Raw genomic sequence first — 13002 nt, forward strand, 5'->3', positions numbered from 1 at the left:
TTACTTACCGCAGCCACAACTTGCACCGCTTTCTTTTTTCTTTTCTTCCGGTTCATCATCTGTGCTGCCGAAGTTCTTGAGACCTTCGGCTAATTCGATAAGTCGTGCGTCTACCTTGCCGTAGATGGACTCCTCAGGATACTTTCCTTCTTCATCCTTTTCTCCGGCGGAATGCCCGGTCAGTATTTCGATTCCCTGCTCAATGTTTTCCACAGACCAGATATGGAACTGGCCTTCACGGACCGCTTCCACAATCTCCTTGCGTAGCATGAGGTCCTTGACGTTTGGCTCGGGGATCATGACGCCCTGATTACCGGTCAGTCCGGCATGCTTACAGCAGAGGTAGAAGCCTTCCACCTTCTGGTTGACCCCGCCGATGGGCTGAACTTCTCCTTTCTGGTTAACCGATCCGGTCACGGCAATATCCTGCCGGATTGGGACTTCGGCAAGGGAGGAGAGCAGAGCGTATAGTTCGGTGGATGAAGCTGAGTCTCCGTCGATTCCGCCGTAAGACTGTTCAAAGGCGATACTGGCGGTCAGGGAGAGCGGTTTTTCCTGCGCGAACTGGCGGCGCAGGAAACCGGAAAGGATGAATATCCCTTTGTTATGGGTCGGACCGGACATATCAGCTTCACGTTCAATGTTGATGATCCCGCCCTTGCCCATGGCTGTTACGGCAGTGATGCGCGAGGGCTTGCCGAAGGAGTAGTCGCCCAAGGAATAGACTGCCAGTCCGTTGACCTGACCGGTAACAGCACCGTCAGTATCAACGTAGAGGCTGCCGCGGTCGATCATTTCCTGCAAGCGCTCTTCGGTCTGGTTTGAACGTTTACGGTGGGCGTCAAGCGCTTGGTCCACGTGCTTTGATTGCACTGCGGTGGAGCCGTTGCGTGACGCATAGTAGCTGGCTTCTCCCAGCAGGTCGGCCAGCAGCGGGAAGGCGGTGGTGATCTTTTCCTGCCGTCCGGACATACGCACTGCCTGTTCGATTATGGCGGCAACTCCGGTCCGGTCAAAAGGCATCAGCCTGTCCTTTTCAACCATACGGCTGATAAAGTTGGAAACGGAATTTATGGCGTCTGCATCACGGTCCATGGAAGTCTCAAAATCAGCACGGACTTTGAAAATCTTTGGTACATCAGGGTCGTAATGGCGCAGCAGCTGGTAAAGGTACGGTTCACCAAGTACAACAACCTTTACCTCCATATCGATGGGTTCCGGCTTTAAGCCTGTCGAGGATATGAAGTAGTAGGGGTCGAAAGTCTGAATTTCGATTTTTTCAGTTTTGAGAGATCGTTTCAGGGTCTGCCAGACTCCCGGCTCAACAATGGCGTCCATCAGGTTGATGACCAGATAACCGCCGTTGGCCTTGATGAAAGAACCGGCTTTGATCTTGGTGAAATCCGTGCGCCAGCCGCCGTGCCTGTCCATAACCCGTTCAATGGAGCCGAACAGGTTGCGGTAAGTAGGGTAGGCCTCGAAGATTACCGGCGGACTGTTCTGTTCAGTGTTATCCACCAGCAGATTGACTTGATAAGGATGCATGATTGTTTCAGCCTGTGGAGGCATGAACAGGAATCCGCCTTCTGCTGCCTGCGGCTTTCTGCCGATCATACGCAGGGAATCGAGGTCATTGCTCATCTCTTCGAGCATTTCATCAAAAAACTTGAGTATTTTGGGGTCGGTGTATTTTTCCCGTATGGGTGCGATTAAATCCTGTGCCAGAGTCACGAACATGAGCTTGTCCACGTCTTCGCTTTTCTTCTTTACTTCCTTCTGGAGTTTGCGGACCTGTGTAAGGATGCTGTCGATTTCTTCCTTTAACTCTTTCTGCCGTTCTTTCAGCCTTTCAAATTCCTCACGGGGGAAGCGGCCCTTGTCGACCTTTTCTTCCAGCTGAATCATGCGGATGGGTTCTCCGTCTACAAGCGGAACTACGTCCGGGCGTTGATATTGGCCCATCTGCATGTTGACGATAACCAGCCCGGAATCCTTAACTTTGTCTTCTATTCCTTGAAAGAATTCACGGGTTTGCTTTTCGTGCATTTCAATGATTTCATTTTTGCGGGCTATGTATTCCTGACTTTCAAAAAGCTGTGGCACCTCACGTTTGATGCCTTCAAGAAAATCATGAACCTGCTTCTTGAAGACAGCGCCCTCTCCGGCAGGCATGCGGATTAGTATTGGGGATTCAGTGGATTTGAAATTGTTCACATAAAGCAGGTCATCCGGGCTGTTATCGGATTTTGAGAGCTCTGTGAGCATTTTTTTGACTGTGGCCTGCTTGCCGGTGTTGGCTGGGCCCGTCACGAAAATATTGTACCCCTTGAGGCCCATTCCCATTCCGAAGCGGAAAGCTTCCACTCCCCGGCACTGGCCGAGAATTTCGTTTTCAGGAGTGAGGTCTGCCGTGGTCTCAAAAGGCAGGTCTTCCGGGGCAAGGGTCCATCTCAGTTTATCAAGCGGCAGTTCTCGGTCTTTCAGGATGCTGGTCATGGCGGTCTCCGGTCTGAAGTCTATTCTGAGGTTATGGAAATAACTTTTTGAGGCTTGATGATACATTTGTGGAGCACTATTTTCAGTACTCCGTCTTTAAAAGTGGCAGTTACATTGTCAGGGTCCACGCGGCAGGGCAGGGGCAGAGTTTTTTTGAAATGACTGGTCTGTCGCCCCCCTCCAAAAGTGACGTTCTTTTTTCCGGCAATGGTCATGGAGGTCTCGGTAACTTTTACTTCAAGATCTTCAGCCTGAAATCCGGGCATGGTGGTGCTCACTTCCAGTGAGTCTCCTGCCTCTTGCATGCTTGTCTGCGGGGTGCAGTCTATTATTCCACATACAGATGGGATGCCGTAATCATGACAGAGGCTGTTGAATAGCTTGTCCATATCTGTCTTTAATTTTTCCAGTTCCCGGCTTCCCCACGACATAAGGTTTGGCATGTGCAGTCTCCTTGTTAGAACAGGTGGGAATATCAGTTAATTTTAGACTAACACATGGAGAAAATGATTAGCAACCGCTTTTCAGACTGCCTGAAAAGTTTTATCTGCGGTCTTGCTTGGAAAGTGGCGAAATTTTCGTATGTTGGGATAAGTACCGTGTTCTTGGATTATTATGCCACAGTTACGGCATGTTCCGGATCGTCCTCGGGTTTGATATGGATTGTATTTGAAATAATCGGAATATGCGGCGGTTAAAACGGTAAGATAACGTCATGATCCTCACAATTTTGACAAAAAAGGGTTAAGAAGTTCAGTTTTTGAGGATATACAGTCTTGCATGTTCCCGCTGCATGGGCTATTCGATTCATCGCTTCTAATTTTAAAAAGACAGGTTGGAAGTGTTTTCCGCAACATGCTTTTAAAATGATACAGGGGCGAAAAATTACATTTTCTTTTTTTAGGAGTGACGCATGAAAAGGGTATTAGTAATTCTCATGGTTGCAATGATGCTGGCATTTGCAACTACCGCAATGGCAGGTGACGGTTCCTTTGAGCGAGTGCAGAAAGCAGGTAAACTCACCATCGGTCTTGATGACACTTTTGCTCCCATGGGCTTTCGTCAGGATGACGGAACCCTGGTTGGTTTCGACGTGGATGCCGCTGAAGAAGTAGGCAAACGCCTCGGTATTAAAATCGTGTGGCAGCCCACCGCTTGGTCCGGTGTCGTTCACTCCCTGAACGCCAATAAATTTGACTGTATCTGGAACGGCATGACCATCACCCCTGAGCGTGAAAAAGCTGTTTCTTTTTCCAAGCCTTACATTATGGACGGCCAGATTGCCGTTATCACCATGGGCAACAAAGCCATCAAGGCTCACAAAGACCTCGGCGGTAAAGTTGTCGGCGTGCAGAAAGGTTCTCCAGCACTTGAGGCCGCAAAGTCCCTCAAGCCAGCACCCAAAGAAATCCGTGAGTACGACACCAACGTTAAAGCTCTGCTCGACCTTGAATCCGGTCGTCTTGACGGAGTTGTTGTAGATAACATCGCAGGCCGTTACTCCATGGCTCAGCGTCCCGGTAAATATGTTGCGCTTCCCGGTTACATTACCAGCGAAGCTTTCGGTATTGCTTTCCGTCAGGGTGAAGATTCCCTGCGTGAAGCTGTGCAGAAGACCATTGACGCTATGATTGCTGACGGCACCATGGGTAAAATCTCCCGCAAATGGTTCGGTGAAGATGTCACCAACCCCGCTAAATGGTAAGAAATGATTAGTATAAATAATAAACTCGGAAAGAGCGGGGCCTTGGCCTCGCTCTTTCTGCTGTTTGCACTTCTGATTTTTCCGGCTTTTTCTACAGCCAGTGTGGATGCTGACTCATTGCTCAAGCAGGCCCGTAATGCTTTGGCCGTAGGACAGATCGGTGAAGCCGTGAATTTTTTTGAGCAGATCCCCGCTCCCGGAGCAGAGGGTGACGACGGTCAGTTTGTCTATTCCCGCATGCAGCTTGCACGTATCAGCTATTCCATGAAAAATCCGGGCAAGGCCCGTTCATACGCAGAACAGGTTGTTGCCGTTTATCCGGACAACGTGGAAGCACAGAATTTCCTGACCTCCCTTGACCGTGAGACCAAGCCTGAGTGGCAGAAGACCCTTGAAGACTGCAAGCGGTTTATGCCGAACCTGCTCAAGGGCGCGAGCATGACGCTCGTGCTGGTTTTTTTCACCATGATCGTTTCACCCATCGGCGGACTTTTTATCGCCCTTGGCAAGATCAGCCGCATGCAGCCGTTCACAGCTTTGAGCTGGTTCATTATCTGGTTTTTCCGCGGCACACCTCTTCTGCTGCAGCTCTTTTTTATCTACTACGGGTTGCCGGCAATCGGCATCACCCTTTCTCCGTTGGCTGCGGCACTTATCGGTCTGGGAATCAACTATTCCGCATATCTTGCCGAGATTATCAGAGCCGGTATCGAATCCATTGACGACGGTCAGACCGAAGCGGCAAAAGCATTGGGCATGACCTACGGCCAGACCATGCGCCGGGTTATCATTCCTCAGACATACAAGCGGATTATCCCGCCCATGGCCAATGAGTTCATTGCTTTGATCAAAGACACCGCGCTGGTTTCCACCATTGCCATGGTTGAGCTTATGCGCGCTGCGGACCAGATGTTCAACGCATATTTCAATGTTACCGTGCTGGTAATGGCTGCTGTTATTTATCTTATTTTTACCTCTGTATTCACCTTCCTTTTCGAGAAGATCGAATACAAGGTCGGGGTATACGAGAGACGTTAAATGGATATAATTTTAGAACTTAAGAAAGTCGTCAAATGCTTCGGCAAACTGACTGCGGTCAATCACATTGACCTCAAGATCAGCCGGGGTGAAAAAGTGGTCATTGTTGGTCCCAGCGGGTCCGGGAAATCCACCCTGCTGCGGACCATGAATTTCCTTGAGACCATCGACTCCGGGGAAATCCATTTCGAAGGCAAGCCCTGCGGTTATGTTTATAAAGACGGCAATCCGGTGCTTGATTCCCAGAAGAATCTTTGCGCCCTGCGCTCCGAAATCGGCATGGTTTTTCAGCAGTTCAACCTTTTTCCGCACATGACAGTTCTGCAGAACGTTATGGAGGGTCAGGTGACTGTACTTGGCAAGTCCAAGGATGAAGCCCGTGAAATCGCTTTGCAGATGCTGGATAAGGTTGGTCTGTCCGACCGTGCTACCGTCTATCCGGTAACCCTTTCCGGCGGTCAGAAGCAGCGTGTGGCAATCGCCCGTGCGCTGGCCATGAAGCCCAAGATGATGCTTTTTGATGAGCCTACTTCCGCTCTGGACCCGGAACTGGTCGGCGAGGTCTTTGATACAATTCGTTCACTGGCAGATGACGGTATGACTATGGTTATCGTAACCCACAATATGGGATTCGCCCGTGAGGTTGCCGATACCGTAATCTTCATGGAGACCGGAGATTTTATTGCCAAGGGAACTCCGTCAGAATTTTTTTCCGCCGAGACTCAGCATCCGCGTATCAAGGAGTTTATGGATAAACTGCTGTAAAAGTTGTTTGTAGTTGTTTGACCTGAAGGCGTGCCCCTATAAGGGCATTCCCCCAGAGCGGCTGTAAGATTGAGCCCCATAATATTTATATGATATTATGGGGTTTTTTTAGGTCTATTCATTCGTAGTATTGAAAAATCATACTTGACAGTATGATTTTTTGTTTGTACCCCAGTGGCAGGAGGAAAATTATGAGTAAGGCATATGTAAATTACCGGCGCAAGCGCGAGTTGATATCGCTGGTTGCCTGGGAGCTGTTTTCGCAAAAGGGGTTTTCCGTTACCAGCATGGACGATGTAGCCAAAGCTGCTAACGTAACCAAGCAGACAGTTTATCGATATTTTCCTTCGAAGCTTGAGTTGTTCAAAGCTGTGCTGGAATCATATGCACAAAAAGCCCCGAAGAATTATAACTTCGGACAGGGTGCTCTGGCGGAAGAATTGTATGGTTTTGCTATGCATTTTATGCGATTCCACATCTCCCCCGAATATCTGGGGACCATGCGCCTGCTGGTGAGTGAAGCAAGGGAAAATACAGAGCTGGGGGCAATCTTTTATGCCAATGGTCCCAAGAAGTCCGGAGCTATGCTGAGTACTTTTTTGAGGGAACGTATTTCCGGTATTGCAGATGCTGACCATGCCGCCTCACTGTTTGTTGCCATGCTGCATCATGTGCGAACTCCTCTGCTTCTGGGGCTTTGTGATTCTGTTACTGAGGAAGAGCTTGATAAACATGCCCGGTATTCCGTGGATATTTTTCTTCATGGGTGCATGTCTAAAGTGTAAAACCTATCACCCTTTAACCAAAATGAGTTCTATATGTCAGACGAGCGGAAAGTTAATCTTATTAATTGTGTCCTCATGGCCGGGTTTATGGCCCTGATGATGTCGGGGTGCTTATCCCTGATCAATTTTGGCATATCGCAGAAGTGGCTTTTGAGCTGGGGGCGCAGTTTTTTGTTTGCCTGGCCCCTGGCATTGGTTCTCAGTCTTTTTTTTGGTAAACGGATTTTTCTGATTTCGCGAAGGTTGGCACGTATCGGTGTCAAAGGGGAACAAGTATGACAGACACTTTAAAAGATATCAAAGCTGCTTCAGAATACATAACTCCTCCCGGACATGTATTGTTTTCAGCACTGCGGCTGGCCGGGCGCATTGATGATCAGATTGCTGATTGTTCTGTTGCCGATATTGCTCCCGGCGGAGGCGGTCCTAATCCGCATCATACCCATGAACACGATCACCTTTTTGTAGTTCTTGCCGGGTGTGTGGAGGTTAAAATAGATGAGGACACAATCAGGTTGTCACCCTATGAGTCTCTACTTGTTCCCGGAAATAAACTTCATGGTGTCTGGAATACTTCTGAAGCTCACGCCAAGGTTTTGGGGATAAGTTTGAACAGGGGCAGTGAATTTTAATATGCAGATTGAACTGACATGTTGAATATGCCCTTTTTATCCGGTTTTATGCTATTTGATACTCGGCAGTTTGAATGAACCTGAATCATAAGGAGCAACCCATGAAACTTAGCGGCCAGCGTGTTTTGATGTTTATCGACAATGTTTTTGAAGATATGGAACTTCTCTATCCTTACTACCGTCTGATTGAGGAAGGTGCGGAAGTTGTTGTCGCCGGTCCTGAATACGGCGAGGTTTATACTGGCAAAAACGGTTATCCCTTCAGCTCTACAGCGGCAATTGAAGATATGAACGCGGATGATTTTGATCTGCTGGTCATAGCCGGAGGATTTGCCCCGGACAAGCTGCGTCGTGATCCAAAGGTGCTGGAACTTACAAGACAAATCCACGAGGCCGGAAAAGTCGTGGCCCACATCTGCCACGGAGGTTGGATTCCCATTTCCGCCAAGATTATGAAGGGATACAAATGCACCTCCACACCCGGAATCAAGGATGATCTTGAAAACGCAGGTGCCATATGGGTAGACGAAGAAGTTGTAGTGGACCGCAATCAGGTTTCTTCCCGCAAACCTGATGATCTTCCCGCATTTTGCCGCGAAATAATCAAACTTGCATCCAAATAGTTTTTTTATTTATTATATACTCTTACCGCGCTATATGCGAAGCATAATGTAAAGAATTTATCCGTTTTAATTACATCGGCGGTTTATGTTTACCTCTGGCGAAGCCATGTTAAAAGTTTTTGGGATTCTTAACCCCTTTTTACAAAAAGGGGTTAAGCCCTCGGAGAGACCGTCGGTAGGCCCGCCGGAGACATATGCGTTTAGTTTCAGAATTCTACAGAATATTTATAAGGCCGATTGATCCGGGCCTGTTCATGAGCAAATACGCTGCCAAGTCTATCTGCGCCTGTCTGGTAGCACTGCTGCTGGCTTACCTTGTAGGAATGAGTACCAAGTTCCTGCAATGGTCGGCTTATGGTTCCATGGTGGTGGTTGTTTTCCGTGCAGGTAGTACCCTTGCGAAGCGTAAGGCTGTTACGCGCTGGCTGACGTTGGTTGTGATGGTACTTGTTCCGTTTTCAACTGTGATCGGAAATTATTCGGTCGGGCTGGAGATGTATTTATTTCTGCTGGCCTTTGCCGTTTTTTTTGTTCCTGTGTTGGGGGTGTCGTTTGCCACTGCCGCCATCGGGACGCTGATTATAAATTTACTGGCCTTAACCTCGCCGGATACGCTTATAGTTGGACTGGAGCGTTCAGGGGCGGTTCTTTTCGGGGCGACGGCTTCATATCTTTTCATTTTCTATCTCTGGCCCATGAAGCCGGAAAAAGTCCTTAACCGTGCCGGTGCCGTGGCTTTGACTGATATCGGTGATTATTTCCGTGCGGTAGCATCATCTACGGGCAGTGATGAAGACTTGCAAAACATCGTGGAGATTCATGAGCGCTCTGTGGAATCTGTTCGCCGTTATCGCAGATTCATGGAGGCCATAAACGTTGATCCGGTCAAGGAATTGGGAAGTTATGAGGGACCATCGGCTTTGTATGCACTTCTCGTACGTATGATGGAGGCCGTTGTCGGGCTGGCTAACAGCCGCCAGTTTGCGGAACACAGTGCGGTATTCAAGGATATGCGTTTCAAGTTCAGCGATCTTACGGGACGAAGTTCCGTGGCTTTTGATGTGCTTGCGGCAGGACTTTCCACCGGGAAGGGGCAAGTGGACCTGCAGGCACTGGATGAAGGGATCGCCGATCTGGAAAGCGAATTGCTGCGTCTGGGGGCCTACAAGCGCGATGATGGATTGCGGGATGAGTTCCTCGAGGCCTGGGGAGCTATTTATGGTCTGCGTAACCTCAGCATGGAGTTTGCGGAGATGAGCAAACTCTGTTGCAAAGGAGGAGCCTGCAGTGTTCGCTGATTCCTTGGCCATTCTCAAAAAAGAATTCCGGTGGGAGTCTGTTTCCTTCCGTCATGCCGTCAAAGCTGCATCAGCGATTACGTTTGCCATTATTGCGGCCCGTTTTCTGGAATTGCAGCATGCGGTCTGGTTGCCGGTGAGCGTAATTGTGGTCATGCGTCCGTCCGTGGGCGGTACGCTCAGGCTGGGCTGGAGAAGATTCTGGGGTACGGCGATAGGAGCGGCCTTAGGAGTGGGGATTCTATTTCTTGATCCTTCAACCCCATTGCTGATGGGGCTGATAGTCTTATCCTTCTTTCTGATGATCATTGTGCGGGTTTTCAGCTATACCTTTTTTTCCGGCTGTCTGAGTCTCGGGGTAATTCTGCTGCTGGGAGTTATCTTCACTGACGGCTGGCAGTTCGGGGTGGAGCGGATTGTTGATACCGCGCTGGGAATCGTTATCGGTATTGCCGCTTCCTTCGGTGTCTGGCCCAATATGGCCCGCAAAAACCTGCGTGCGAAAATGGCAGAGCTTGTGGAATTGCAGTCCGCCCATTTTAAAAAACTTGCCGAATCATATCTGCATGGCGGGGTCAGCGAGAGCGATATTGTGCAGAGCCGTATTGAAGCCTCCAACATGCTCGACACTTGTGCCGAATCATTCCGCGAAGCAGCGGCGGAACCGGGACTGCAGGGCTGGCAAAGGAACGAATTGACCCGCTTGATCCGTACTTTCACCCGTATGCACAGCCTGCTGATGACCATGTCTACTATTATCCGCAGGGGGTACGGAGGTCCGTTGCCCTCAATAGCCGTAGGGATGACCAATATCCTTATAGCTGCAGCGGATTATTATGCATGGCTGGAGTGTTATTCCCTGACCCCGGAAGATTGTCCCGAAGAGCCTGATTTTGAGAAGGCTATCGACAAGTTCATGGAGGCCGTAGGGGATGCGCGCATAAGGGGCGAATTTGAAGATGTGCCTCTGGAACGGCGCAACAATATCTCCGCATTTATCTGGAATATCCATGCATTGGGTAATGAAATTCACCGGGCCGGGAAAAGAATGCACGACCTCCGGTACGGGCGGGAATAGTGGTCCTTTTTTGATTTGAATGTAGATTTTGCGTAATAATCGATGAAGCCATAATAAAAGTTTCTTTGGACCTCGGAGAGACCTCCGGCAGGATCGCCGAAGACACAGGAGCTGAATATGCTGGACGACAAAACCCCGTACACCTTTGACCGTGTAGTACGCATTTTATTTACTGCGGGATTTATTTGGGTAACTGTGCTGCTTTTGCAGAAGTTGAGCAACGTGCTGGCTCCTTTTGCCGTAGCTTTGACTCTGGCTTACCTGCTTAATCCTCTGGTGAATTTTACCTGCAGATTTATAAAAAACCGCACAGCGGCTGTTTTGGCAACCCTGCTGGCCTTGTTTATTCCGGCGACGTATTTTTTCTGGGGTGCTGTGCGCATGGTCGGTGCGGAGTTGAAGCATACCGGGATGCTGCTGGCTCGTCTGGTCAATGACTCCGCAGTGGCCCAGCGGGCCGCTGAATATGTACCGGAAGATATCTGGCAGACCATACTTGATCTCGCGAAACAGGAGGATGTGCGGTCCTTCCTTAGTGAATCCGGTCTGACCTCCATGCTTAAGGTCTCGGCCCAGAAGGCCCTGCCCGGCATATGGAATCTGGTCAGCGGTTCGGCCCACACCCTCGGTGCTCTGGCCGGGATATTTGTGATTATCCTTTACCTCGTCTTTTTGCTCAGTGATTACGACAAGCTCGGGAAATGGCGCGAACAGCTTCCAGCCAGATATCGGGGGCGGGTGGCTTCCTTTGTGGATGATTTTACCAATGTTACCAACCGATATTTTCGCACGCAGGCTTTAATCGCTTTGATTATCGGCTGTTTGTTTTCCGTAGGATTCCTGATCATCAAGCTGCCGCTGGCGATCCTGCTGGGCATGCTTATCGGACTGCTGAATATGGTCCCGTATCTGCAAATAGCAGGGTTGATTCCTGCCTTCCTGCTGGCGGCAATAGATGCGCTGGCTACAGGTGGGAATTTTTGGCTTGCCCTTGGCGGAGTAGGGGCTGTCTTCGCCGTGGTTCAGGTGCTGCAGGATGCCGTGTTGGTTCCGCGTCTTCAGGGTGAAAGCATGGGGCTCTCCCCGTGGATGATCCTGCTTTCCCTTTCCATCTGGGGCAATCTGCTCGGCTTCCTCGGGCTGGTCATGGCCCTGCCGCTGACCTGTATGGCTCTGGCCCTCTACCGGCAGTGGGTGATGGGGCAGAGTGAAGCTATGGCTTCGGTGTAGACCCACGAAAAGGGTGGCCTATAAGTAGGCAAAAATAAAAGCCCCTTACGAATATTCGTAAGGGGCTTGAATTATCTGGTCGGGATGAGAGGATTTGAACCTCCGGTCTCTGCGTCCCGAACGTGAATGCTGATTTATTAATTCAGCATGTTATGGTGTTGTTTTGTGCTTAAAACAAGTCGGTTTTAGCCCCTCGTGCTTAAGTTTGTGCTTGTCTTTTTGGGCTTGATTTAATGCAAGTTAAAAGTTGTTTTTGATCCAAAATTTTACCCAATCAATCGGATATGAGTACACAAGATCGAAAATCCTAAACAGAAACCAAAGGGCTGTGGCCTTAAGAATAAACATGAGAGGCTCTACGAAAGTGTTTAGGTTGACTGTCCTGTCAACAATGATTGTTGCCCACCAATCATACGAAAGCGGGAGAGCATTAAGGGTGCTTTCTTTCCACATTTTAATCTTGCTTGGTCTTCGTGACATGAGTCCTCCAATGCCTAGAGTGGGACTTAACAAAACATTGCGGTGAAGATAAAGAACCATTTTAGTGTAGGTAGGTCGGACATATATTTATTTTTCGCTATCCCCAGTCAAAGACGGCAAAGATTCCACCGCATCCCGTTTCGCGCGCTGAAGTACGTGCTGGTATACTCTCATAGTGGTTGATGGGGCTGTATGGCCCATTGCGTCGGCAATAGTCGAATATAGTTATTGCCGATTTTCCTGCCCGCTACCGAGCATCTTTTACTCTGTCGGTCAAGGCATCGGTTATCCAAGAGTTCAGGCTCTTGCCGGATATGGCTGCGGCTGCCGCAGCTTCCCTGTGAAGTTCCGGCTTTATGCGCAGATGCAATTTGCCGGAATACGGTTTTGCTGGTTCCTCCCCTTCTTCAGAGCAGAAATCCAGATAATCTTCAACAGACTCAGCCAAGGCTGACTTTAGTTCATCAATGCTTCGGCCTTGAAAAGTTACCACATCCTTGATGTTTATGACCTCGCCGTGAAAAATATCTGCGTCAGGGTCATAGTCAAATTTTCCAAGATAGCCTTTGTATTTGATGGTATTCATGGCTTTACTCCTGCTTCTTCAAGGAAACGTCGTACAGATTTTACCGCACCCTTATCTGTCGTAGGCACTGGATGCGGTCTGTGGAAAATGGCTTTTGTCCCGCCCAACTTAAACCGAACCCGTGATCCTCGTCCCTCCGATTTGATGGCACCGACTGCCATAAGCAACGCTTCGATATCTGCCCAGGCAATAGTTGAACTGACGGGGTTTCGGAAAATGTCTTCAAGTGTCTTGCGTTGCTTGTTGTTCATAAGAATATGATATTATCTTATGGTATCATGTCAAG

Annotated in this window: 14 protein-coding genes; 10 read left to right on the forward strand and 4 right to left on the reverse strand. The window is 49.2% G+C overall.

Translation table 11 applies throughout. The features are described 5' to 3' along the window. Both ACKU41_RS18220 and ACKU41_RS18225 read right to left on the reverse strand, forming a co-directional pair. Complete coding sequence (locus tag ACKU41_RS18220) at nucleotides 1-2496, reverse strand: AAA family ATPase (protein WP_321402844.1); 2496 nt, start codon at nucleotides 2494-2496, stop codon at nucleotides 1-3. 20 nt (nucleotides 2497-2516) lie between these two features. Further along, nucleotides 2517-2939: an Hsp20/alpha crystallin family protein gene (locus tag ACKU41_RS18225; RefSeq protein ID WP_319778915.1), complete on the reverse strand. Its 423-nt coding sequence runs from the start codon at nucleotides 2937-2939 to the stop codon at nucleotides 2517-2519. Between the two features lie 470 nt (nucleotides 2940-3409). Between ACKU41_RS18225 and ACKU41_RS18230 the strand changes: the two genes are divergently transcribed. From ACKU41_RS18230 to ACKU41_RS18275, 10 genes are all read left to right on the forward strand, one after another. Beyond that, a complete protein-coding gene (locus tag ACKU41_RS18230) occupies nucleotides 3410-4201 on the forward strand; it encodes an amino acid ABC transporter substrate-binding protein (RefSeq protein WP_319778916.1) in 792 nt (263 codons plus the stop codon). A gap of 42 nt (nucleotides 4202-4243) precedes the next feature. Beyond that, nucleotides 4244-5239, forward strand: coding sequence for an ABC transporter permease subunit (locus ACKU41_RS18235; RefSeq protein WP_319778918.1), 996 nt, complete (start codon nucleotides 4244-4246; stop codon nucleotides 5237-5239). Beyond that, nucleotides 5240-6004 (forward strand): amino acid ABC transporter ATP-binding protein, encoded by a 765-nt coding sequence (locus ACKU41_RS18240; RefSeq protein ID WP_319778919.1) that lies wholly within the window; start codon nucleotides 5240-5242, stop codon nucleotides 6002-6004. It begins immediately after the preceding gene. A 191-nt stretch (nucleotides 6005-6195) separates the two neighbouring features. After that, a complete protein-coding gene (locus ACKU41_RS18245) occupies nucleotides 6196-6789 on the forward strand; it encodes a TetR/AcrR family transcriptional regulator (protein ID WP_321402848.1) in 594 nt (197 codons plus the stop codon). A gap of 99 nt (nucleotides 6790-6888) precedes the next feature. After that, nucleotides 6889-7068, forward strand: coding sequence for a DUF2798 domain-containing protein (locus ACKU41_RS18250; protein ID WP_407944436.1), 180 nt, complete (start codon nucleotides 6889-6891; stop codon nucleotides 7066-7068). Then, nucleotides 7065-7421: a cupin domain-containing protein gene (locus ACKU41_RS18255; RefSeq protein ID WP_321402850.1), complete on the forward strand. Its 357-nt coding sequence runs from the start codon at nucleotides 7065-7067 to the stop codon at nucleotides 7419-7421. The genes ACKU41_RS18250 and ACKU41_RS18255 overlap by 4 nt, the downstream gene beginning before the upstream one ends. Nucleotides 7422-7522: 101 nt before the next feature. Continuing rightward, a complete protein-coding gene (locus ACKU41_RS18260) occupies nucleotides 7523-8044 on the forward strand; it encodes a type 1 glutamine amidotransferase domain-containing protein (RefSeq protein WP_321402851.1) in 522 nt (173 codons plus the stop codon). 194 nt (nucleotides 8045-8238) lie between these two features. Continuing rightward, a complete protein-coding gene (locus ACKU41_RS18265) occupies nucleotides 8239-9342 on the forward strand; it encodes an FUSC family membrane protein (RefSeq protein ID WP_321402854.1) in 1104 nt (367 codons plus the stop codon). Then, complete coding sequence (locus ACKU41_RS18270; RefSeq protein WP_321402855.1) at nucleotides 9332-10420, forward strand: FUSC family protein; 1089 nt, start codon at nucleotides 9332-9334, stop codon at nucleotides 10418-10420. The genes ACKU41_RS18265 and ACKU41_RS18270 overlap by 11 nt, the downstream gene beginning before the upstream one ends. 117 nt (nucleotides 10421-10537) lie before the next feature. Beyond that, the gene (locus tag ACKU41_RS18275) at nucleotides 10538-11650 is read left to right on the forward strand and encodes an AI-2E family transporter (RefSeq protein WP_321402857.1); all 1113 of its coding nucleotides are present in this window, start codon (nucleotides 10538-10540) and stop codon (nucleotides 11648-11650) included. Nucleotides 11651-12377: 727 nt separating this feature from the next. On the opposite strand, the gene ACKU41_RS18280 is transcribed toward ACKU41_RS18275, so the two are convergent. Both ACKU41_RS18280 and ACKU41_RS18285 read right to left on the reverse strand, forming a co-directional pair. Further along, a complete protein-coding gene (locus ACKU41_RS18280; protein WP_321402859.1) occupies nucleotides 12378-12716 on the reverse strand; it encodes a type II toxin-antitoxin system HicB family antitoxin in 339 nt (112 codons plus the stop codon). Further along, nucleotides 12713-12967 (reverse strand): type II toxin-antitoxin system HicA family toxin, encoded by a 255-nt coding sequence (locus ACKU41_RS18285; RefSeq protein ID WP_319778927.1) that lies wholly within the window; start codon nucleotides 12965-12967, stop codon nucleotides 12713-12715. Before ACKU41_RS18285 ends, ACKU41_RS18280 begins: the two co-directional genes overlap by 4 nt. Nucleotides 12968-13002 lie beyond the last annotated feature (35 nt).

Source organism: Maridesulfovibrio sp. (assembly GCF_963678865.1).
GTDB lineage: Bacteria > Desulfobacterota > Desulfovibrionia > Desulfovibrionales > Desulfovibrionaceae > Maridesulfovibrio.

Coding starts and splice junctions, on each gene's coding strand:
- ACKU41_RS18220 (WP_321402844.1), bottom strand. CDS start 2,496: ATGACCAGCATCCTGAAAGACCGAGAACTGCCGCTTGATAAACTGAGA.
- ACKU41_RS18225 (WP_319778915.1), bottom strand. CDS start 2,939: ATGCCAAACCTTATGTCGTGGGGAAGCCGGGAACTGGAAAAATTAAAG.
- ACKU41_RS18230 (WP_319778916.1), top strand. CDS start 3,410: ATGAAAAGGGTATTAGTAATTCTCATGGTTGCAATGATGCTGGCATTT.
- ACKU41_RS18240 (WP_319778919.1), top strand. CDS start 5,240: ATGGATATAATTTTAGAACTTAAGAAAGTCGTCAAATGCTTCGGCAAA.
- ACKU41_RS18245 (WP_321402848.1), top strand. CDS start 6,196: ATGAGTAAGGCATATGTAAATTACCGGCGCAAGCGCGAGTTGATATCG.
- ACKU41_RS18250 (WP_407944436.1), top strand. CDS start 6,889: ATGTCGGGGTGCTTATCCCTGATCAATTTTGGCATATCGCAGAAGTGG.
- ACKU41_RS18255 (WP_321402850.1), top strand. CDS start 7,065: ATGACAGACACTTTAAAAGATATCAAAGCTGCTTCAGAATACATAACT.
- ACKU41_RS18260 (WP_321402851.1), top strand. CDS start 7,523: ATGAAACTTAGCGGCCAGCGTGTTTTGATGTTTATCGACAATGTTTTT.
- ACKU41_RS18265 (WP_321402854.1), top strand. CDS start 8,239: ATGCGTTTAGTTTCAGAATTCTACAGAATATTTATAAGGCCGATTGAT.
- ACKU41_RS18275 (WP_321402857.1), top strand. CDS start 10,538: ATGCTGGACGACAAAACCCCGTACACCTTTGACCGTGTAGTACGCATT.
- ACKU41_RS18280 (WP_321402859.1), bottom strand. CDS start 12,716: ATGAATACCATCAAATACAAAGGCTATCTTGGAAAATTTGACTATGAC.
- ACKU41_RS18285 (WP_319778927.1), bottom strand. CDS start 12,967: ATGAACAACAAGCAACGCAAGACACTTGAAGACATTTTCCGAAACCCC.